22 protein-coding genes and 1 pseudogene are annotated in these 19,842 nt (G+C 34.7%); 5 read left to right on the top strand and 18 right to left on the bottom strand.

What is annotated here, in order from left to right:
- Positions 1–25: 25 nt before the first annotated feature.
- On the bottom strand, positions 26–646 hold the full coding sequence (locus ACFQZ1_RS22065) for an NAD(P)-dependent oxidoreductase (protein ID WP_377884295.1): 621 nt from the start codon (positions 644–646) through the stop codon (positions 26–28).
- A gap of 105 nt (positions 647–751) precedes the next feature.
- Positions 752–958, bottom strand: coding sequence for a hypothetical protein (locus tag ACFQZ1_RS22060; protein WP_377884294.1), 207 nt, complete (start codon positions 956–958; stop codon positions 752–754).
- Positions 959–1,145: 187 nt separating this feature from the next.
- Here ACFQZ1_RS22060 and ACFQZ1_RS22055 point away from each other — a divergent pair, with 187 nt between their 5' ends.
- On the top strand, positions 1,146–1,931 hold the full coding sequence (locus ACFQZ1_RS22055) for an SDR family oxidoreductase (RefSeq protein ID WP_377884942.1): 786 nt from the start codon (positions 1,146–1,148) through the stop codon (positions 1,929–1,931).
- Positions 1,932–2,011: 80 nt separating this feature from the next.
- On the opposite strand, the gene ACFQZ1_RS22050 is transcribed toward ACFQZ1_RS22055, so the two are convergent.
- Positions 2,012–2,470, bottom strand: coding sequence for a spore coat protein (locus tag ACFQZ1_RS22050; protein WP_377884293.1), 459 nt, complete (start codon positions 2,468–2,470; stop codon positions 2,012–2,014).
- A 32-nt stretch (positions 2,471–2,502) separates the two neighbouring features.
- Positions 2,503–3,673 (bottom strand): annotated as a pseudogene (gene cls / locus ACFQZ1_RS22045) (cardiolipin synthase).
- Positions 3,674–3,831: 158 nt separating this feature from the next.
- On the opposite strand from cls, the gene ACFQZ1_RS22040 reads away from it, so the two are divergent.
- Positions 3,832–3,921, top strand: coding sequence for a YjcZ family sporulation protein (locus ACFQZ1_RS22040; RefSeq protein WP_098310481.1), 90 nt, complete (start codon positions 3,832–3,834; stop codon positions 3,919–3,921).
- Positions 3,922–4,144: 223 nt separating this feature from the next.
- On the opposite strand, the gene ACFQZ1_RS22035 is transcribed toward ACFQZ1_RS22040, so the two are convergent.
- From ACFQZ1_RS22035 to uptA, 5 genes are all read right to left on the bottom strand, one after another.
- Positions 4,145–5,035, bottom strand: a complete 891-nt coding sequence (locus tag ACFQZ1_RS22035) for a TIGR03943 family putative permease subunit (RefSeq protein ID WP_377884292.1) — start codon at positions 5,033–5,035, stop codon at positions 4,145–4,147.
- A 3-nt stretch (positions 5,036–5,038) separates the two neighbouring features.
- Positions 5,039–5,935 (bottom strand): permease, encoded by an 897-nt coding sequence (locus ACFQZ1_RS22030; RefSeq protein WP_377884291.1) that lies wholly within the window; start codon positions 5,933–5,935, stop codon positions 5,039–5,041.
- Positions 5,936–6,146: 211 nt separating this feature from the next.
- Positions 6,147–7,088 (bottom strand): magnesium transporter CorA family protein, encoded by a 942-nt coding sequence (locus tag ACFQZ1_RS22025; protein WP_154711628.1) that lies wholly within the window; start codon positions 7,086–7,088, stop codon positions 6,147–6,149.
- 187 nt (positions 7,089–7,275) lie between these two features.
- Entirely contained in the window at positions 7,276–8,655 is a 1,380-nt protein-coding gene (locus ACFQZ1_RS22020) for a putative polysaccharide biosynthesis protein (protein ID WP_377884290.1), read from the bottom strand.
- 240 nt (positions 8,656–8,895) lie between these two features.
- Positions 8,896–9,498, bottom strand: a complete 603-nt coding sequence (gene uptA, locus ACFQZ1_RS22015; RefSeq protein ID WP_377884289.1) for an undecaprenyl phosphate transporter UptA — start codon at positions 9,496–9,498, stop codon at positions 8,896–8,898.
- Positions 9,499–9,652: 154 nt separating this feature from the next.
- Here uptA and ACFQZ1_RS22010 point away from each other — a divergent pair, with 154 nt between their 5' ends.
- Positions 9,653–9,856 (top strand): hypothetical protein, encoded by a 204-nt coding sequence (locus ACFQZ1_RS22010; RefSeq protein ID WP_377884288.1) that lies wholly within the window; start codon positions 9,653–9,655, stop codon positions 9,854–9,856.
- Between the two features lie 204 nt (positions 9,857–10,060).
- Here the strand turns inward: ACFQZ1_RS22010 and ACFQZ1_RS22005 are convergent, their stop codons facing one another.
- Positions 10,061–10,678, bottom strand: coding sequence for an NUDIX hydrolase (locus tag ACFQZ1_RS22005; protein ID WP_377884287.1), 618 nt, complete (start codon positions 10,676–10,678; stop codon positions 10,061–10,063).
- A gap of 78 nt (positions 10,679–10,756) precedes the next feature.
- Entirely contained in the window at positions 10,757–11,830 is a 1,074-nt protein-coding gene (locus ACFQZ1_RS22000; RefSeq protein WP_377884286.1) for a CotH kinase family protein, read from the bottom strand.
- 568 nt (positions 11,831–12,398) lie between these two features.
- On the opposite strand from ACFQZ1_RS22000, the gene ACFQZ1_RS21995 reads away from it, so the two are divergent.
- Positions 12,399–13,097: a CotG/ExsB N-terminal domain-containing protein gene (locus ACFQZ1_RS21995; protein WP_377884285.1), complete on the top strand. Its 699-nt coding sequence runs from the start codon at positions 12,399–12,401 to the stop codon at positions 13,095–13,097.
- 162 nt (positions 13,098–13,259) lie between these two features.
- On the opposite strand, the gene ACFQZ1_RS21990 is transcribed toward ACFQZ1_RS21995, so the two are convergent.
- From ACFQZ1_RS21990 to ACFQZ1_RS21970, 5 genes are all read right to left on the bottom strand, one after another.
- Positions 13,260–13,877 (bottom strand): phosphoserine phosphatase 1, encoded by a 618-nt coding sequence (locus tag ACFQZ1_RS21990; RefSeq protein ID WP_377884284.1) that lies wholly within the window; start codon positions 13,875–13,877, stop codon positions 13,260–13,262.
- Between the two features lie 14 nt (positions 13,878–13,891).
- Positions 13,892–14,437 (bottom strand): short-chain dehydrogenase, encoded by a 546-nt coding sequence (locus tag ACFQZ1_RS21985; protein ID WP_377884283.1) that lies wholly within the window; start codon positions 14,435–14,437, stop codon positions 13,892–13,894.
- Between the two features lie 22 nt (positions 14,438–14,459).
- On the bottom strand, positions 14,460–14,876 hold the full coding sequence (gene fosB / locus ACFQZ1_RS21980; protein ID WP_377884282.1) for a FosB/FosD family fosfomycin resistance bacillithiol transferase: 417 nt from the start codon (positions 14,874–14,876) through the stop codon (positions 14,460–14,462).
- Between the two features lie 208 nt (positions 14,877–15,084).
- The gene (locus tag ACFQZ1_RS21975; RefSeq protein ID WP_377884281.1) at positions 15,085–16,737 is read right to left on the bottom strand and encodes a peptide ABC transporter substrate-binding protein; all 1,653 of its coding nucleotides are present in this window, start codon (positions 16,735–16,737) and stop codon (positions 15,085–15,087) included.
- Positions 16,738–16,985: 248 nt separating this feature from the next.
- Complete coding sequence (locus ACFQZ1_RS21970) at positions 16,986–17,438, bottom strand: methylated-DNA--[protein]-cysteine S-methyltransferase (RefSeq protein WP_377884280.1); 453 nt, start codon at positions 17,436–17,438, stop codon at positions 16,986–16,988.
- A 239-nt stretch (positions 17,439–17,677) separates the two neighbouring features.
- Here ACFQZ1_RS21970 and namA point away from each other — a divergent pair, with 239 nt between their 5' ends.
- Positions 17,678–18,718 (top strand): NADPH dehydrogenase NamA, encoded by a 1,041-nt coding sequence (gene namA, locus ACFQZ1_RS21965; RefSeq protein ID WP_377884279.1) that lies wholly within the window; start codon positions 17,678–17,680, stop codon positions 18,716–18,718.
- Positions 18,719–18,746: 28 nt separating this feature from the next.
- On the opposite strand, the gene ACFQZ1_RS21960 is transcribed toward namA, so the two are convergent.
- Positions 18,747–19,406, bottom strand: a complete 660-nt coding sequence (locus tag ACFQZ1_RS21960; RefSeq protein ID WP_377884278.1) for an oxidoreductase — start codon at positions 19,404–19,406, stop codon at positions 18,747–18,749.
- Between the two features lie 77 nt (positions 19,407–19,483).
- The gene (locus tag ACFQZ1_RS21955; RefSeq protein WP_377884277.1) at positions 19,484–19,627 is read right to left on the bottom strand and encodes a hypothetical protein; all 144 of its coding nucleotides are present in this window, start codon (positions 19,625–19,627) and stop codon (positions 19,484–19,486) included.
- Between the last annotated feature and the right edge of the window lie 215 nt (positions 19,628–19,842).

Genomic DNA, 19,842 nt, shown 5'->3' with positions numbered 1-19,842 from the left:
CCATCCTTATGATAAGGATGGCTTTTTAATAGGCAATGCCAACTCGTTTTTTATAATGAATATCATGATAAAGTAATTGATAAGCAAAATGGGCTGTATCTCCAACTGTGATTTTCATACCATCTTGCGGTAACACATCTTCTTCAGTACGATAAATAGCTGTTTCTTCTCCATCTATTAAGTGTGTTGGACAGACAATCGTCCATTGTAATTTGCTATTCGCTAAAGCCAAGTAAGCCGCTACATGGTCTTCCGCTGCAGCCGTTGTCTTTCGACGTGATTCGCTGGATTGAAAGCGATATAATTGCGGATTCACACGTGCCTGTAAAATCCCAGCCGTTCCAATTGTTATAATTCTTATAATCCCTTCCTCGTTCATAGCGTCTATAATATTTGGCAAACTTTTTGATAACGTGCCGTTTCCATCGGTACCAAGTGCACTAATTACAACATCTGCTCCCTTTACACAATCTTTCACATCTTCTTCATTCCATACATTTCCTTCTATTACACGAAAATTCTCATGTTGTATTTGTAGCTTCTCTTTATTTCTCACAAGCGCTGTCACCTTATGATTATCCTGTAATGCAAATTTTAAAATTTCGACTCCAACTCGACCTGTTGCCCCAAATAAACATATATTCATACTAACTCACACCCTTTCACTCTCTCTATTGTTTCTGAAAAAGCAAAAATATACAACAAAAAAGCTTTCTCATTGATCGAGAAAGCTTCTATCATCATATAACACTTATTTCTTTTCACTAGAGCTAGAGGAACTATCTTTTGAATCTTTCGAATCGTTATCTTTTACTTCTCCACTTGTTTCTTTATCCTTGTTCGTATCTTCTTGTTGCGTCGTTTCTTCCTCTTTCTTCTCCTTATCTTTACTGCAACCTACCATAAATAAAGAGCCAGCAAGTGCAATAGCAGTTAACGATTTAACCCATTTATTCATTTGCTTATCCCCCTTTTGATAGAATATGTACATTCTCATATTACTTTTCTTGTTTGAAGGAAATATTAGAGATTAGTAAAGAAATGGTAAATAATTGTAAATTTTTCGAATATTAAGAGTGAACTATTTTAATTTCTTTCTCATTTCGTTTATACTAAAAAAAATTCAGGAAGAAAGGTTGATTGAAATGGAACTTGGATTACAAGGAAAAACAGCGCTTGTTGTTGCATCGAGTCAAGGACTAGGAAAAGCAATTGCTACTCAACTTGTCACAGAAGGCACAAATGTAATGTTATTGAGCCGTAACGAAGAAAAACTACAAAAAATTCAAAAGGAACTCACTCAATTGAATAACGGAAACGTTGCTTATACTGTTTGTGACATAACAAATACTGAACATATTAAGCAAGCCGTGGAACGAACCACTCAAACATTCGGAACAATCGATATTTTAATAAACAATGCCGGAGGCCCAACGCCAGGTACATTTGAACAATTATCAGACGAACATTGGTATCATTCTTTTGAATTAAATTTATTAAGCTACGTTCGGATGATACGAGAAGTACTTCCACACATGAAAAAGAACGGCGGAAAAATTATTAATATCGCTTCTTCTTCTATAAAAGAGCCGATTCCAGGTCTACTTCTATCTAACACATTCCGTGTAGGTATTACAGGCTTAACAAAAACGCTCGCTTCTGAATTTGCACCGTATAACATTTTAATTAATACGATTGCACCAGGACGAATTGCTACTGAACGCGTTGCTTCTCTTGATACTATGGCTGCTCAGAAACGTGGTATTTCAGTAGAGGAAGTGCAAAAAGAATCCAAAGCAACCATTCCACTCGGAAGATACGGGCAACCTTCAGAGTTTGCGACATTTGCCACATTCCTTGTATCCGATGCAAACACCTATATGACGGGTCAATCCTTTTTAGTAGATGGTGGCATGGTAAAAGGATTATAAAGAATTTAAATATCAAAGATTTACTTCCTGTTACATATTGAATGGAAAACAACAAAAAGACAGCGGTATCGCTGTCTTTTTCATCCATATTTTTCTTCATCCATCATTGCCTGTATGCTATACTCTTTTTTCATAACATATTGCCACACGCTGTATGCGTTTCGATTCATTTTCAAAAAACAACTTTCTAAAAAAGAACGAAATTCTGGATTTGCCACTTGGATTGCCACCTGTGCATACCCAAGTGCCAACCGCTTCAAATGTGAAATATACGAAAAGGCAATTTCTATATCATCTTTTTGTCCACTATAGTTAGTATGCACTGTTTCAATTGATGATGAAACTGGATACTTGCCAATAACATGCTGTACATTTTCACCTTCTTGAAAGTTAATCTGTTCATTATACGCTTGTAATAAGTATGGTAAATGTTGCTGTAACAACTCTTTTAATTCATTATCACGTACTTCTCTCATATATTCACCAATTACACATATTACTTCATAGCTATAACTCATGAGTTCTTCAATATGATTCATCCAATCTTTCCTCCTCTCTACTGATATGTATGCTATAAATAGAACGACAGAACCTTTGACACTCTTGCAAGAAACTTATCCCACATACTCATTTTTTCAAAGTCTTTCTCCGAAAATTTCTTTGCTTGTTGGAAATCCGTTTGCAAACGCCGTTGTATTTCACCAATGATTTTTCCTTCATAAATAAAACAATTTGATTCTGCATTTATATAAAAACTGCGATTATCAAAATTCGCGGTTCCGATGTCTGCAAACTTATCATCAATAAGAGTCACTTTCCCATGAAAGAAACCATCTCGATATTGATATATTTCTGCACCAGAACGAAGTAACTTTTCCAAATAAGAATAAGCCGCCTGCTTTAATAGCAAAGCATCACTTTTGAAAGGGACAAGAATTTGTAATCGTACTCCCCTCTGCAATGCATTTTGTAACCCCGCCATCATTTCTTTACTGGGCACGAAGTAAGGAGTGGCAATAACAATTGATGTTTTCGCACTTTGTATCATCTCTTTGTAATGTGTCCATAAACCTTTTCCATCTGTAAATACATATCGATACTTGTTACTCCCTTGTATAGGCGTTATCTCATGTGAGGATAACTCTTTCCCAGTCTTTTGCAAACTGTCTTTTCATATCCTGTGCACCTGAACCAGTAATACGAACATGGTAATCACGCCATTTTCCAAAACGAGGATCCTCTCCAAGGTATTCACGCCCTATATTAAATCCCCCTACATATGATATATTCCCATCTACTACCGCAATACGCCGATGATTGCGATTATGAAGTGTATAAAAGAAATTTTTTAAATGAGGCTTTTTACTAAACGTAAACTGCACACCACTACGTTCTAATTCTTGTATCGTTTTTTTATTTATTTTATATCCTCCAACCCGATCCACAGACAATTTCACATCAACACCTGAAGCTGCTTTTTGCTTTAATAATTGTAAAAATTTTTTACTTACCTTATCTTTACCTACAATATAAAAATGAAGATAAATATACTGTTTCGCCTGATCAATATCAGCAAAAAGATCTCGATATAAATCATTTCCATCTACATAAAGCTTAAAATCACCATGACGAATCTGTGATATCGGATTTTCTTTTACACTGTTTCTGCCTACTTCTACATCTACGTTCATCCATATCACCAAAATTCCTATACATAAAAGGAGGAACAGGAGTTGTCTCATCAAAAATCCTTTCCTTTCAAATCATCATTTTTATATGTTTCCCCCTCACTATATCCCTATTCAATAAAAAACATCATTTACATGGCATATATCCCTGTCAAATCATTCCGAAAGTGCATATTGTATTCTGTAACCTAAAACAAAAGGAGGAAAAAACAATGGGCTTTGGAGTTCACGGCGGTGGGTTTGCGTTAGTTGTTGTATTATTTATCCTCTTAATTATTGTTGGTGCTGCTTGTTTTTGCTAACTAGCTACCCACTTCATACAACTTTTATGTAGACCAAAAAACTATGAAAAAGAACATCTAGTGATTAGATGTTCTTTTTCTGTTTGTAATGATATTGTAAAACCTTATTCAGCGGAGATTTTCTGTATCCAGCACCTAATCTTTGTTTCTAAAATAGGGTATTGCTGTCCGTTAATACGGAGCACATTTTATGAGCTGTTTATCTATAACAAAGAAGCCGATTTTATGAATCGGCTCCTCGGTATACATATGGATCTTTTGGAGATTCTACTGTACTCCATTTTGTAACTTCTAATACAGGTATATTTGCGTGAAACGGTTGATAAAACTCTGTTGAAATTGTTCCTTCAACTTGAATCCAATCATCATTCTTCCACTGAGCATCTTCTGGTTTCTTGACCAACATCCCATACACACCTGAATCAGCAACACAGTGAATAATTCCAAAGCGGAATACAAAGTATTGTTCTTTTTTTGAAGAATCATCACGGAATACAAACCCCTTAAACGAAATGGTTTTACCCGTGAATTGGCCAGGATAGTTATATACTACTTCCATCCCTTTCAAAAAGTCTGTATCGTTTAAAGCAATTTTATCTTTTGTTACGAATTGCTTCTTCTCTTTTTCCATGAGTTCCCGATAACCTTCTTGTCCATAGTAAATGCTCGTATCAGGTTTTAAAAACTGTCGATTCATAAACGGGTCTGTATTTCCTGGCTCCGCAACTGGGAAATGGAACCCTTTTGCTTTTACAATATCAGAATCTAATGTTGCAATTGGGAAAAAGAGCCCCGTAATGATCGGAAAACAAAATAGTGTATACGTAAGAAGACGTTTCCACCGTGTGTTTTCATCTTTTGAATGATCATGACCACAATGGCTTGCATTGCAACCACATTCATGACCATGTTTATGTTCGTGATCATGGTCATGTTTACCATGCTCTTTTTGAAATACGATAATCATTTGAATTACAGTTAAAAAACCTAAAATAATCGCTGCTGTTGTTGATAAATATGAATATTTCATATTGATATATTTCGTGATATTACCAGAAATATGAAGTTGTGCCAATAAAATTGTAAACCCAAGTAAAATGTAAGCTCGAAACATTGATTATCCCCCCATCGCATAAATGAGTAGTGAGCTTGCGTAAACAACAACTGTAATTAAAGCAATCAAAACAATAACAAAACGTGTTTTAAAAGTTGCAAACATCATAATCATATTTTTGATATCTACCATCGGTCCGTATACAAGAAAGGCGACTAGAGCTGGTGTTGCAAATGTACTTTGGAATGAAGATGCAATAAACGCATCAGCTTCTGAACATAAGGATAAAATAAAAGCAAGCCCCATCATAACAATTGATGAAGAATACGGTCCTTGTCCAATCGCAAGCAGTGTAGAAGTCTTTACTAAAGTTTGTACGCTTGCCGCAATAAGTGCGCCAATAATTAAAAATTTCCCCATTGAGAAAAACTCTTCAACAGCATGTGTACATACGTCCCAAAATTTTTGACGAAATGGTCGATTATGATCGACTACTGGAAAATTAGTATTCCGTAGTTGATGACCTTTAAACGTAAACGATAATATAAGACTGACAATAACAGCTACAACAATAGCTACAATAGCACGATACCAAACCATATGCATACTACTACCGAATGCTACATATGTCGCAAATAAAACGATAGGATTTATAATCGGTCCAGTCAGCATGAAGGCAATCCCAGCATAAGGTGGTACTCCCTTTCCGATAAGGCGTCGAACGATTGGAACAATTCCACATTCACAACCCGGAAACAGCATCCCTAGAAAAACAGCTAATAATATAGACAGAAAACGATTCTTCGGCATCCATTTTGCTATCATATCTTCTGTCACAAACATTTGAATGAATCCTGAAATGAATACACCAATTAATACAAATGGCAGTGCTTCAATTAAAATTGAAATAAAAATCGTATTCATTTGCAGGAACGCTTTTGGTAAATGAAACATTTCCATGATGCATATCCCCCATCTATTCAGTAACAATAAGTAATTGTAACTGGAATACATAAATTGAACAAGTAATTATAAACATTAATTTAAATGGTATATTATACAATTTCTATTTCTTAAAGTAATAAATAACAGTGTTCAAAAGTAGCAGTTTCTCAATACCTTACAGCAAAAAAGCTGTTCTGGAAATACTCCAAAACAGCTGAATTTCATGTTAAAAGTAACGTTTTTTCCAAAAAACAAATGCCATTATGCAAGATAATATTGCAGATATAATCATTGCCATTAAAAAGCCGTGAGGATTTCCACTTAAAGGAACCGGAACGTTCATTCCAAAAAAACTGGAAACCATTGTTGGCACTGATAATATGATTGTCATAGAAGTTAAAAACTTCATAACACTGTTTAAATTATTGGAAATGACAGAACTAAATGTATTCATCATACCACTTAAAATATTGCTATATATTTCGGCCATCTCAATCGCCTGCTTATTTTCAATTAATACATCTTCAAGTAAATCTTGATCATCCTCATACATTTTCAAAAATGTATTATTTCGCATCAACTTTTGAATCACAATCTTATTTGCCTTTAAAGATGTAGTAAAATACACTAAGCTTTTTTCAAGTCCTAATAAAGTAAAAATCTCTTTATTTTTCATCGATTTATTGAGCTCATGCTCTAAATCAGTTGTTTTTCGATTAATCTGTTTTAAATAACGTAAATAATAAGTAGAAATCGTATATAAGAGCTGCAGTGCAAAACGTGTCTTTTTAAAAGTATAAAATTCTTTAATACGCTGATTAATAAAACGTTCAAAAATCGGATTTTCTTCCAAACAAATGGTAACAAAACATTCCGGCATTACGATCATACCAATCGGAATCGTATCATACATTGAATTTCCTTCTTCGTCATGTCTAACTGTTGGGATATCGACAATTATTAAAACATTATCATCTTCTTTTTCAATACGTGAACGTTCTTCATCATCCAAGGGGTCTTTAATGAAGTCTAGTTCAACATTTAATGTTTGAACTAAAAATTGAATTTCTTCCTCCGTTGGATGCAGTACATTAATCCAGCATCCCTTTTGAATCTCCTCGATCTCTTGTAGTTTTCCGTTTCGGTCTGTTAAATAAATATTTAACATACTATCACCCCGATTCTTTTTACATGTAGGAATCAACCTCACTTTAAAATAACAGTCTATTTTAAACCGCCATTTTCAGCATATGAAACAAATGAGAAGATTTCAATAGAAAAATACCACGAAAGCGCTTTCCTTCGTAAATTATTAAAATAGAAAAAGACAGAGATCTCCCTGTCTTTAATAGACATTATGTTGCTTTTATAACATTTTTGGAAAGTATCCACAAGTTAAAGGAAACAGAAACAGTATAACCAGCATATGTCGCAATAATAAAACTAACATAGTCAAATTGTGGAAGTAATATAATATTTAACACAATTTTTATCCCTATTCCTAAAAACAAACCAATTACTGTTTTTCGCTGTTGATTAATCCCTTGTAGCATAGCGGCCGTTACAGCAAAGAGCGAGAATAATATACAAGCCGGGGCATAATAGAGTAAAATCACACTTCCTAGCGCAGGATCATTCCCTACCCCAAATAGTAATGTATATACTGGTTCCGCTAAAACCATCATTCCTAACGATGCTGGGATCGTTAGAAATACTACAAGCAAATTTGTTCTTGTAAAATGTTTATATAATAACTGATCATTTTTGGCTGTATAGGCCTTCGTCATCTCAGGAACGAGTGACATACTAAAAGCTGTAGCAACCGAAACTGGAATTAACACAACCATTTGTACGAGCCCTATCACAGCATTTATTTTTTCCGCTTCCCGCTGTAAATATCCTATTTGCATTAATAACTTATTAATTGTAAATGTATCGATTGTTTGATACAAGGGAATCGCAAGACCTACAACAACAAATGGAATGGAGTATGTAAATAATTCTTTGTACAGTGCGAAAAATGATTTTGTTGTTTGCGGAACACTCATATTTTCTTTTTTCTTTAAATGACGTCTTCTCTTTAAGTAATATCCAATTAATATTCCAAGTCCTGCTACAGCTCCTATAAAAGCACCAAACGTAGCAACTCCAACCGCCAACGCTGTTGATTCTTTATATATTTGAAGCACTGCAAAACTTCCAATTAAGATTGTTAACACTCGAAAAAACTGTTCTACTACTACGCTTAAAGCAGATGGTCCCATCGATTGAAACCCTTGAAAAAATCCACGTAATAAGCTCATAGAAGGAACTATTAGTAAAGCAAAGCTCACAATTTGAATATTATATGTAACGGCTGTTACACTATTGCCTGTTTGATCTCCGCCATCTATAACAACCTTTGCTAGATAGGGAGCTAAACAATATAACAATAAGAACGATATAACTCCCATACTCCCCATAAAAATAAGCCCGCTTTTTAATACTCGTTTCACCGTGTAATAATCGTCTAATTCATTGTATTTAGATACCATTTTGGAAACAGCTAAAGGAAGCCCCATTGTTGCAATACTAAGCATAATTGTATAAGGACGATAAGCATATGTATATAATACATATCCTCCCGTTCCAACCATCGCTGTAAAAGGAATAACATATATAAAACCTAACATTTTCGAAATCATCGTTGCCATTGTTAAGAAGAATGTTCCGCGTAAAAACAGTGATCCTTTCATGAAATTCCTCCGCTATACTGTTTTAATACACAATATGGACAACTTTCTACTTTTAGAACTTATACGAAGTGAAACTTCCATTAGTGGGGGTTTTCTTCATCCCCCACTGATAGAAAGCTCTCACCAATCGGGCTTTTACGGGCTATCCCCCACCTATCTTCATCGCTATTCTCTGCGGGAGTCTTACTGCCCGCGAATAGTGGGATAAACAAAGAAAAAGCCAATGAAAATCCATTGACTTTAACGACCTGTTTTTCTTTTTTTCAATATTTTCATGCCTATGTATACAACAATAAAAAGAATGGCTGCTATTGCGAAATAATGCGTATAGTCAGCAGCGTATTCTTTAATATGACGCCAATTCCCACCAAGTTTTTCACCGAAATAAATAAACAGAATAGACCACGGAATAATTGCTAGTACCGTATATATTGTAAATCGTTGTAATGACATTTTAGCTAACCCTGCTGGAATCGATATTGCATGACGTACAACTGGAATAAAACGCGCAGAGAAAATAACACCTACACCATATCGATTAAACCATTCTTCTGCCACATCTAAATGTTTCTTTTTAATCAATATATATTTACCATATTTTTCAACAACTGGACGCCCACCATAATATCCAAGCCAATAAAGGAAAATTTGTGCTAAAGTTCCACCAATCGTTCCGGCAATGACTGCCCCAACGAAATTAAGTTCTCCCCTTGCAACTAAAAAACCTGCATAAGACAGTACAATTTCACTTGGGATGATTTCAATCATGAGTCCTAGCGCAATCCCAAAATAACCTAGACTTATAAAAAATTGTAGTAACTGATCAATCAAATTTGCTAGCATTTTTCACTTATCTCCTTTTTTTACTTCACACACTTTCCTATTATTTCATAAAACCATGTCCTTGCCAATATGTAGCCGTCTATTCATATAAAACTATGAATTAGTAGAAATGTATATACTAAAAAATTTCTAAACAGACAGGAGAGACGGCTCAATGAAGTATAGTTTACTAGAAACCATTCCAAATGACAGGAAATTAATAAAAGATTTATTGACCTTATACCAAGAAATTTTTCAAATTTCTAATACAAACCTACTAAAAGAAATAATTGAAAAGAAACGTTTACTTTTAACACTTGTTTTCGATCATGAAACTGTAATTGGCTACGAAAGGAAAGAAAAACATTTCTATAGTTGAATTAGCGGCGTGCATCCAAACTATAGAAAACAGGGTATTTCCTAAAAACTGATGCGTATGTAACATAGATGGTGCAAAGTGAATAGCAATAAAACAATCCAAACAAAAACAAAAAATATATAGAGAAACAGGCGAAATAAAAATCATATTAGAAAAAACATTGTAATTATCAAAATAATTTTACATATAATCTTTGTTATTTTTTCAATCTATTAACCTTTCTTTATTGGGATTTTTCATATAAGCAAACATTTGCCGGACTTGCCATTCTGTATTTCTTCCTATCGATAGTTCCGGCAATTCTTCTTCGCCAAAAAAGCGAACATCTTCTGTTTCAATACCAATTTGTCTTTCACCGCCTACTATTTCACAGCTAATAAATATTTTGTATACATCAATTGCAGAAGGTGATGGCTGATGTTTCTGTTTATCAAAGATAGATAGTAACCGAAAATTTTCTACTTTGTAACCTGTTTCTTCTAACACTTCCTTTTGTGTAACTTCCGTCGGTGTATAACCAATATCAGCCCAACCACCTGGAAGTGCCCATTTCCCATCACTTTTTTCTTTTACGAAAAGCATCTTTTCGTCTTGAAATACGACCGCTCGTATATCCACTTTTGGAGTTTGATAGCCCGTTTCATTTGCAAATAAATACTCGACCACTTCCCAATCCATGTTGGTATAATGCGCCATCATTTCAATTGATAATTTCCGAAGTTCTTGAAAACGTTCTATATCATAAACATCTTTTGAATATGCTAATCCTGCCTGCGCAATTGCCTGTACTTGTTTTACCCATTCGATCCATTTTACTTCCATCATTTCACCTTCCTCAATGTAGATTACATTTATTGTATAACAAAAAAGAGATTGAAAGATCAATCTCTTTTTTCGCCTTCATAATTCATCTAAATGTTCTATTATAAATCCACGCCGCTTTTCAACATATTGAAAAATCAAATTTGGTTCACTATCAAATACATCTATGTTCTTTTTCATGTACGGATCTTGCAAAATATATGGCCGAATTTCTCGATGCATTCCTTCTACTTTCGATTTTATATAATCTACTGTAAACTGGTTTGAGAGAATATCCTCCAAAATTTTTCGATACTGCTTCCTAAATACATCGACGTCAAGTAATCTAGCACTTAATGTATTAAATCCTTGAATGCGACTATAATCATGCCCCATTTTTCGACCTCGCACATCTCGCCCCCACGTTGCATCATAATCCCATGGAATCATTTCAAACAACTTTGTTTCTTCATTATGATAGAGTGCATAATTGTGAACAAATCCATCGTAGTTTTGTGTGAATACAACACCTGCTAACCATCGTAAATATTTATCAACATCTACATATTTTACAATCTCTTTCTCATACGCCGCTCTTGAAATTGTATTCAACTGATAAATAAATTCATTTATATAATCTTCGCTATGTTCATTTCTACATTTGAACTCATACCCGACTGATAATTTCGTTTTTATACAATTATCTAGTTCACTCATTAAAGAGAAATTGGCATCATCATCGACTGCATAATAAATTGAGCCGCTTGGCAAATTACGGCTTCGTAAAAAATTTTCATCTACAGATTCTAACTGCAAATAAACGCCTTCAAATCGATTATTAATCTTTACAAGAACATGTTGCGACTTTGGAGATAACGTACCAATTTCAGAAAAAAAATCCAGTGATAACTTATTTCTGATTAAAGACAGGTCATTAAATTCGGAATTCAAATGCATTTCTTGTACACCTTGAAAAAATTTCGGCTTGTAAAACGTCACATGATATGATTTTTTCTTAAATTCCCGAATATGAGAGCCGCGATATACGATATCAATATCATGCTTTCTTTTTCCATATGTTAACTTAGCCGGAACAGGATCATCAGACCAAACATCCTTTCGCAGCGCTACAATATTCATTGGATGAATATAAAATTCATAAGAAGGTAACATATTCTCCCTTCCCTTCTCTTTCATCTACAATCAATGTATGCTTTTCCTTTTCCTCTTGCCACATCCGCTATATGTTTTTTATTACATTTTAACGTTTTTTTAGGAAAATAAAGAAATTCCTTCATAAGTGTATACGAAAAGGATTAATTTTTCGATCTATAAAGATAAAAAGAGGGAGTTATGAACTATGATATTCAAAAAGTAATGGAGGAAATAAGGCTTACTGGAATAAAATAACTTTCATATCAAGAGCCTTGTTCCCACAATCAGAAATCTGACAATGTTCCTACTGTACAAAAATAAAAAAATGCACTTCTATGACGAAATGTGTCCGTTATTCAAAAACACTACCGAACAAAACATTCCTGCAGATTAGAAAATTTAACTGTTAATAGCTTAGTTTCACTAAACAGAGCAAACTACCTACAACAGTTCATCCCTTAGGATAAACCACCATTTTCCAAAAAGAACAAACACAATCCATCTGCTTAACATACTTTATTAATAGAAAACACATTATTTAAAAACAGATGGAAATCTTATTTCTTTCCAAGGGGGATTTTGATAGATGTATAGCAAAGATGATATTCAAAAAGCCGTAGAAGAAGTGAAGAGCGCTGGCATGGAAGATTTCTTGAATCAAGAGCCTGAGTCTTACTCTAAACGTTCTCGCTGTTCTTGCAAATCTAAGCGTTCTTGCAAATCTAAGCGTTCTTACTGTTCTTACAAATCTAAGCGTTCTTACCGTTCTTACAAATCTAAACGTTCTTATCGTTCTTGCAAATCTAAGCGTTCTTGCAAATCTAAGCGTTCTTACTGTTCTTACAAATCTAAACGTTCTTACCGTTCTTGCAAATCTAAGCGTACTTATCGTTCTTGCAAATCTCACCGTTCTCACAAATCTCACAAATCTCACAAGTCTCACAAGTCTCACAAATCTCACAAGTCTCACAAATCTCACAAGTCTCACAAATCTCACAAGTCTCACAAGTCTCACAAATCTCACAAATCTCACAAATCTCACAAATCTCACCGTTCTCACAAATCTCACCGCTCTTGCAAATCTCACCGCTCTTGTAAATCTCACCGCTCTTGTAAATCTCACCGCTCTTGTAAATCTCACCGTTCTTGCAAATCTAAACGTTCTTGCAAATCTAAACGTTCTTGCAAATCTAAACGTTCTTGCAAATCTAAACGTTCTTGCAAATCTCACCGTTCTTACCGTTCTTACCGTTCTTGCAAATCTAAACGTTCTTACCGTTCTTGACAATCTCGTTCCGGACACTCTGGTCGTTAATATAAAATATGATTTAACCTATTACTCTACCTTATCAACAAAATTCCTCGTTAGTTCAAAAGTGCAAATAGACCGCTTGAAGCGGTCTATTTGTCTATTAGAAAAAAACATTGTCCTATAAAGCTTCTCCTTTTACCTCTCTTCAAAATGTGCAATATCTGCAAATAAGTGAATTGTACTTTCTCCTTCTTTAACTTCAATCATACTTAAACTTGCGCTATGCATAAAAGAACCATTCCATATGTTTTCAAGGGGCCGTTGTTCAAAATGCCCCATCATAAGTAATGAAGTAATCGCATGAGAAACAATTAAAACATTTTCCCCCTTATGTTTTTGAAGAATGTATGTAAGCCCCTTTAGTACACGCTCTCTCGCCTCATAAAAACTTTCACCTGATTTCGATTCATATCGATGCGGCGCATTCCAAAATAAATCAAGCTCTTTCGGATATTTCTCCTGTATTTTAACTTGTGTATCCCCCTCCCAAACTCCCATATCAATTTCATATAAGTGTTCATTTGCTACAATTGGAATATCTCTGTCTCCTTTAATTAACTGAGCGGTATGCATTGCTCTTTCACTTGGACTACTGTAAATAACATCAAGTGGCATATCTTTCATACGTTTCCCTAATTGCTTTGCTTGCAACATTCCAGTTTCCGTTAAATTTGAATTTTTTCTACCTTGCATTCTTTTTTCTACATTCCATTCTGTTTCCCCGTGACGTGTAATATATAACATTGTTTTCATCATCATTTTCCCCTTTACCAACTCGGTCTATCATCCCATGGCTCTAATGTTCCGACAATCCATTCCCGTTGTTTATGTTGAACTCCAGCTATCACACCACTTGCAATCTCATCATGTGTTAGCCATCTAGAACTTTTTTCTTCTACCACAAAACCTAATATAATTCGATAATAACTACATAAAGAAGAGTATCTTACTTTTTTATCAGATTTATAAGCATTGCTTCCAAGTATATGAAATAACTCCCATTTTCTCGAAAACACTTCAATCTCTTCACTAATTATTTGCAATGCATCTACAGCCGTTGAATGAATCCAAGCGACAACAAGAGTAACTGGACCATTTCTCTTGATTGAATTTTTAATTTTAGCACGCAACTCATCACTTTCATGATAATCAACAGCTAAACACGTAACTCTTTCAGAAACATTACATGAGTTTTTTATCCTCTCTAGACGACTTACATTTCGACCAATTACAGAAGTATGAAATCCTTGGGCAACAAACCACTTTGAAACTTCCTGTAACATTCCAGTTCCCCCAACAACAAGTACATGCATAACCTATCTCCTCTTCCAATTTTCAGTAAAATAACATATGCGATTTTTCTTCTTTGTAGTATTGTAATCTCTGTTGAAGTGTCCCTGTATGAAATTCAAATTTATGACCATCTGGATCAGTAAAATAAATAGAATCACAATCTCGCACATCACGTTCTCGTCCTTGTACAATATGTACCTTATTAGCTTCAAGACGATGTAATAAAGCTGCGAAATCCTCTTTTTCTACCGAAAAGGCAATATGTGTATACGACTGATAAATTTCGTTTCTTGGAATATCCTTTTCTTCATTTAACGCAAACCATATTCCGCATACGTCAAAATAGGCGAGCTTTCTACCTTTTACAAGTAACTTTCCTTCCAACACGTGTTCATAAAACTGTATTGATTTCTCTAAGTTAGAAACAGAGAAGCAAAGATGGTTCATTCCTTTTATCACTGTCGTTATCTCCTCTCAATAAAGTGAAACTTCCATCAGTGTGGGGGGCTTCATCCTCCACTGATGGAAAGCTCTCACCAATCGGGCGCATGCCAGCAGTTATCCCCCAACTATCTTCTTCGCCTTCTCTCAATCTTAAGGTGGGGTTTTACTGCCCGTTAGTGCGGGACAAAAAAAAGATGCGCAATATTCGCGCATCTTTATCGTACTATTTTTTTGTAATATATGTCCATTTATAGCTAAAATCTCCGCCAAATGTATGCTTAACAGTTCCTTTTACCTTAGATTTTTCAAGGAAAGCAACGCTCTGCTGGTAAACTGGAGAAATTGCAGCATCATCAAATAAGATTTTTTCCGCTTCAGAAAGTGCCTTCCATCTTGCTTTCTCATCTGTTAGCAACTCACCTTTTGATTTTGCAACGAGTTCATCATATTTTGGATTAGCATATGCCATTTCATTAAATGCGCTATCTGAAGTAAACATATCAATATATGTCATTGGATCTGGATAATCCGGGCTCCACGCTGATAAGGAGAAATCATATTGTAACTTCTTCTCTAAATCTAACTTTTGTTTAAATGGCTGCTGTTTAATATTAACTTTTAAACCAGGTAAGTTTTTCTCCAGCTCCGATTTAATGTATTCTCCTACTTTTTTCAAATTATCTTTATCGTAGTTTAACATTTCAACTGTAATCGTATCTTGACCTAACTCTTTTTTCGCTTCTTCCCATAGTTTTTTCGCTTTTGCTGCATTATCTTTACCATCACGGAAGTTTTTATTTGTTTCACGGAAGTCTTTTCCATCCGGTCCTTTTGTGAACTTTTGTGGTACTAAGTAGTATGCAGGTAACGAGCCATCATTTAAGATAGTATTTGCAATTCCTTTTTTATCATACGCTAGGTCAATAGCTTCACGCATTTTTTTATTCGCAAAAATCGGATTCTTCTCATTAAAACGAATAAAATACATACGTGGGTCTAATTCTGATTTAAATTCTTTGCTGTTTCTATACTTATCAACAAATTCTGAACTTAAAATTACTCGGTCTACTTGGTTGCTATCATATAAATTTACAGCTGTTGATGTTTCCTTTACAACATTTACATTAATTTCTTCTAGCTTCACATTATCTTTATCCCAATAGTTTGGATTTTTCTTTAATTGATAGCTTTGTTCATGTTTCCATTCACTCATCACAAACGGTCCATTATACAATAATTTATCTGCTTCTAATGCGTATTTGTCCCCTTGTTCTTTCACATATTTTTCATTTAGCGGGAAAAATGTTGGGAATGTCGTAAGCTCTAAGAAATATGGTGTAGGTTTCTCTAACTCAACCACTAATGTCTTATCATCTTTTGCTGTGACACCGAGCTGTTCAAGCGGTAGTTCTCCTTTATTAATTTTCTCCGCATTTTTCACATCAAACAAAATAAAAGCGTATTCCGATGCAGTTGCTTTATCAACAGCACGTCGCCAAGCAAACACAAAATCTTGTGCTTTTACAGGCTCTCCGTTTGACCATTTTGCATCTCGCAAATGAAATGTATACGTTTTCTTATCTTCACTAATTTTCACATCTTTAGCCATACCAGGCGTTGGCTTATTCTCTTTATCTAACCGATATAATCCTTCCATTGCGTTTACAAATACACGAAACGATACAGTATCAGTTGACTTCGATGTATCCATAGAAGGAATTTCTGCTGTTTCTAGTAAATTTAGCACTTGTTTATCAGCAAGCGCTTCATTACCGCTCTTTTCTGTTGTTGATGCTTTTTCTCCATTTCCACACCCAGCAACTAACACGCTTGTAGAGAGTGCAATTGCTGTAATAAGTGATGCTTTCTTCTTCATAAACCTTTTCCCCTCTTTCTGTATATAACGATTAAAAATAAGACCAAGTACTCTTGAATAGTATTATACATAATTTTCTGATAATTTCAAATACTATCTATAAAAAAAGTAAAAGTGACATGTGTCACTTTTACCTCATAATTAGCAGAAAGTGCGATCCTATTAATACATGTTTTACTTATAAAATACTTTTACCATTAGCTAATAAGCTAATGGTAAAAGTATTTGCACTTGAAAGATTTGTTCTATTATCTTAAAAACCCTTCATGCTTTAGTAACCATTCTTTCCGCCAAAGTCCTCCTTCATAACCTACTAATTTCCCATTCTTCCCAATAATCCGATGACAAGGAACAATAATAGAAATCGGATTTCTACTGTTCGCTCCGCCAATAGCACGTACAGCCTTTGGATTTCCAATTTTCTCAGCAATATCAAGATAAGAGGCACTCTTCCCATATGAAACACTGCAAAGCGCATTCCATACTTGTTTCTGGAATGAAGTTCCTGTTGCTTGGAGCGGTACAGTAAATACTGTTCGTTTATTATGAAAATATTCATCTAGTTCCATTACACACTGCTCAACAATCGGATGCAAAATATCTTCTTGTTTTTGCTCTACAAATAATACTGAAGAAATGCCGTTCTCATCCCCTTTTACTTCAATCCATCCAATTTCACTTTCATAATATGCTTGATACATAAAAAACCTCCTAGCCCCTCATATAATGACGTAAACCATTCATTCTAAAATATTAAATTTGTAGTGATTCACTAAACGTAGACTAATCATAACATAATATCTCTTTAAGCATTTCGTTATGGAAAAAAAGAACGCAATGCTACAATATTATCAAAATGATTTATTCACCCACTCTGGATTTATAAGCAAATTAAGATTGAATCATTCCCATTTAGACGGAATAAAGGAGGAACATTATTGTGAACAACCAATTATTTTCATCGTATACAATTAAAGATGTTACACTAAAGAATCGAATTGTTATGTCACCTATGTGTATGTACTCCTCTAGCAACGAAGATGGAAAAGCAACAAATTTCCATCTTGTTCACTATGCATCGCGTGCAGCTGGTCAAGTAGGACTTGTTATGTTAGAAGCTACAGCAATAACGCCAGAAGGGCGCATTTCCCACAAAGATTTAGGGATTTGGGATGACGAACACATAACTGGTCTACGTCAAATTGTCGATATGATTCATGAAAATGGAGCAAAAGCAGCTATCCAAATTGCACATGCAGGTAGAAAAGCTGTTCTCAATACAGATCCTATTGCGCCATCAGCTATTCCTTTTGATTCTTCTATGAAAATTCCTGTACAGATGAGCAAAGAACAAATACAAGAAACGATCGCAGCATTTCGAAATGGAGCGGCACGTGCAAAAGCAGCTGGATTTGATATCATCGAATTACACGGAGCACATGGTTATTTAATTAATGAATTCTTATCTCCATTAGCAAATCACCGTACAGATGAATATGGAGGATCCCATGAAAACCGCTATCGTTTTTTACGTGAAATTATTACTGAAGTAAAAAAAGTATGGAACGGTCCATTATTCATTCGTATTTCCGCTCATGATTACCATTCAGAAGGTTTAACCGTAAAAGATTATGTAACATTTGCGAAGTGGATGAAAGAGCAAGGCGTTGACCTTATTGATTGTAGTTCCGGGGCTGTTGTACCAGCACATATTGATGTCTATCCTGGTTACCAAGTATCCTATGCAAAACATATAAAAGAACATGCCTCTATCGCTACAGGTGCTGTTGGACTTATCACGAGTGGAATACAGGCAGAAGAAATTTTACAACAAGATTCTGCCGACTTAATCTTTATCGGCCGGGAATTATTGCGAAACCCATATTTTCCGAGAACCGCAGCGAATGAACTTGGTTTTGAATTATCTGAGCCATTTCAGTATAGTCGGGCTCCAGGAAAAATAAAAAATGCTACAAAATAAAAAAGAGAGAAGACATCTTCTCTCTTTTTTATTTCATCTTAGCAATTTCCGAAGATTCATGTACATGAACTCCAGACTCTTCACGAAGCGCTGTTACATACATTCCTCTTGCCACTTGCTCTGCTGAAATCGGTCTATATTTTGTAAACGACCCTTTAAATAAAAACGGTATAATCCCCGAAATCTTTTCTGCCATTCTTTCTCCAAAACGAAACTCTTCTCGTTCTCCAAGTAAAAGAGATGGTCTAAAAATATGAATACCTTCTATGACTAGCTTTTTAATAGCTTCCTCCATCTGTCCTTTTACTTGTGAATAAAAGAATAGTGACTTCGGATTCGCACCCATGGAAGAAATAACAAGAAAATTTTGTACTCCTTGTTCTTCTGCTAAACGAGCAGCACGTATTGTATAATCATAATCAACCCTTTTAAAGTTTTCTTTCGTCTTTGCCTTTTTAATTGTCGTACCAAGGCAATTAAACACATCATCTACAGCAAAAAATTCTTTATATTGTTCTAAAATCGAAAAATCCACCTGCTTTTGCTGCAATTTTTCATGTTCCCATTCTAGTGGCTTTCTTACAAAAATCGTAACTGAATCATAATAGTCCGAATCAATTAGTAACTGTGTCACTTCTTGTCCAACTAGGCCACTAGCTCCAAGTACTAAGGCTGTTCTTGTTTTCATCCGTTTCTATACCTCTTTATCTTCTAATCTCTTTCTCTATCATAAGCACAGCGTAATACAATATGCAAGCGCTTTGTTTATTCTTTTTCTCTTTTTGGCATCTCAGTAATTGTACTTGGATCTCCTAAATTTCGAATAAGTGCTTTTAAAAAAAGAAGTACACATGATAACGGAAACACAACAGCTAATATCAATAAAATCGCTTCGATTCCATATTCCATTCGCTCATCCCCTTTTCTGCACCCTCTATCACACTATATGAAAGGAACGAGAAGATATATGCAAAAACATAAAAAATAAACCAAAGCATTGTGACAAATTTAGAACAAATCATAAATCGTAATCATTATTATTTATTGCAACATTACCAAATATGTATTATACTAAATCGGTAAATCAAAACGTAATTATTCCGTTTTATTAAAAAGATAGATAT

Origin of the sequence: Bacillus sp. CGMCC 1.60114, from assembly GCF_042676365.1 — a bacterium.
Classification (GTDB): domain Bacteria; phylum Bacillota; class Bacilli; order Bacillales; family Bacillaceae_G; genus Bacillus_A; species Bacillus_A rhizoplanae_A.
Note: the sequence above shows the minus strand (reverse complement) of the source record. Positions and strands in the feature narration are given on the sequence as shown.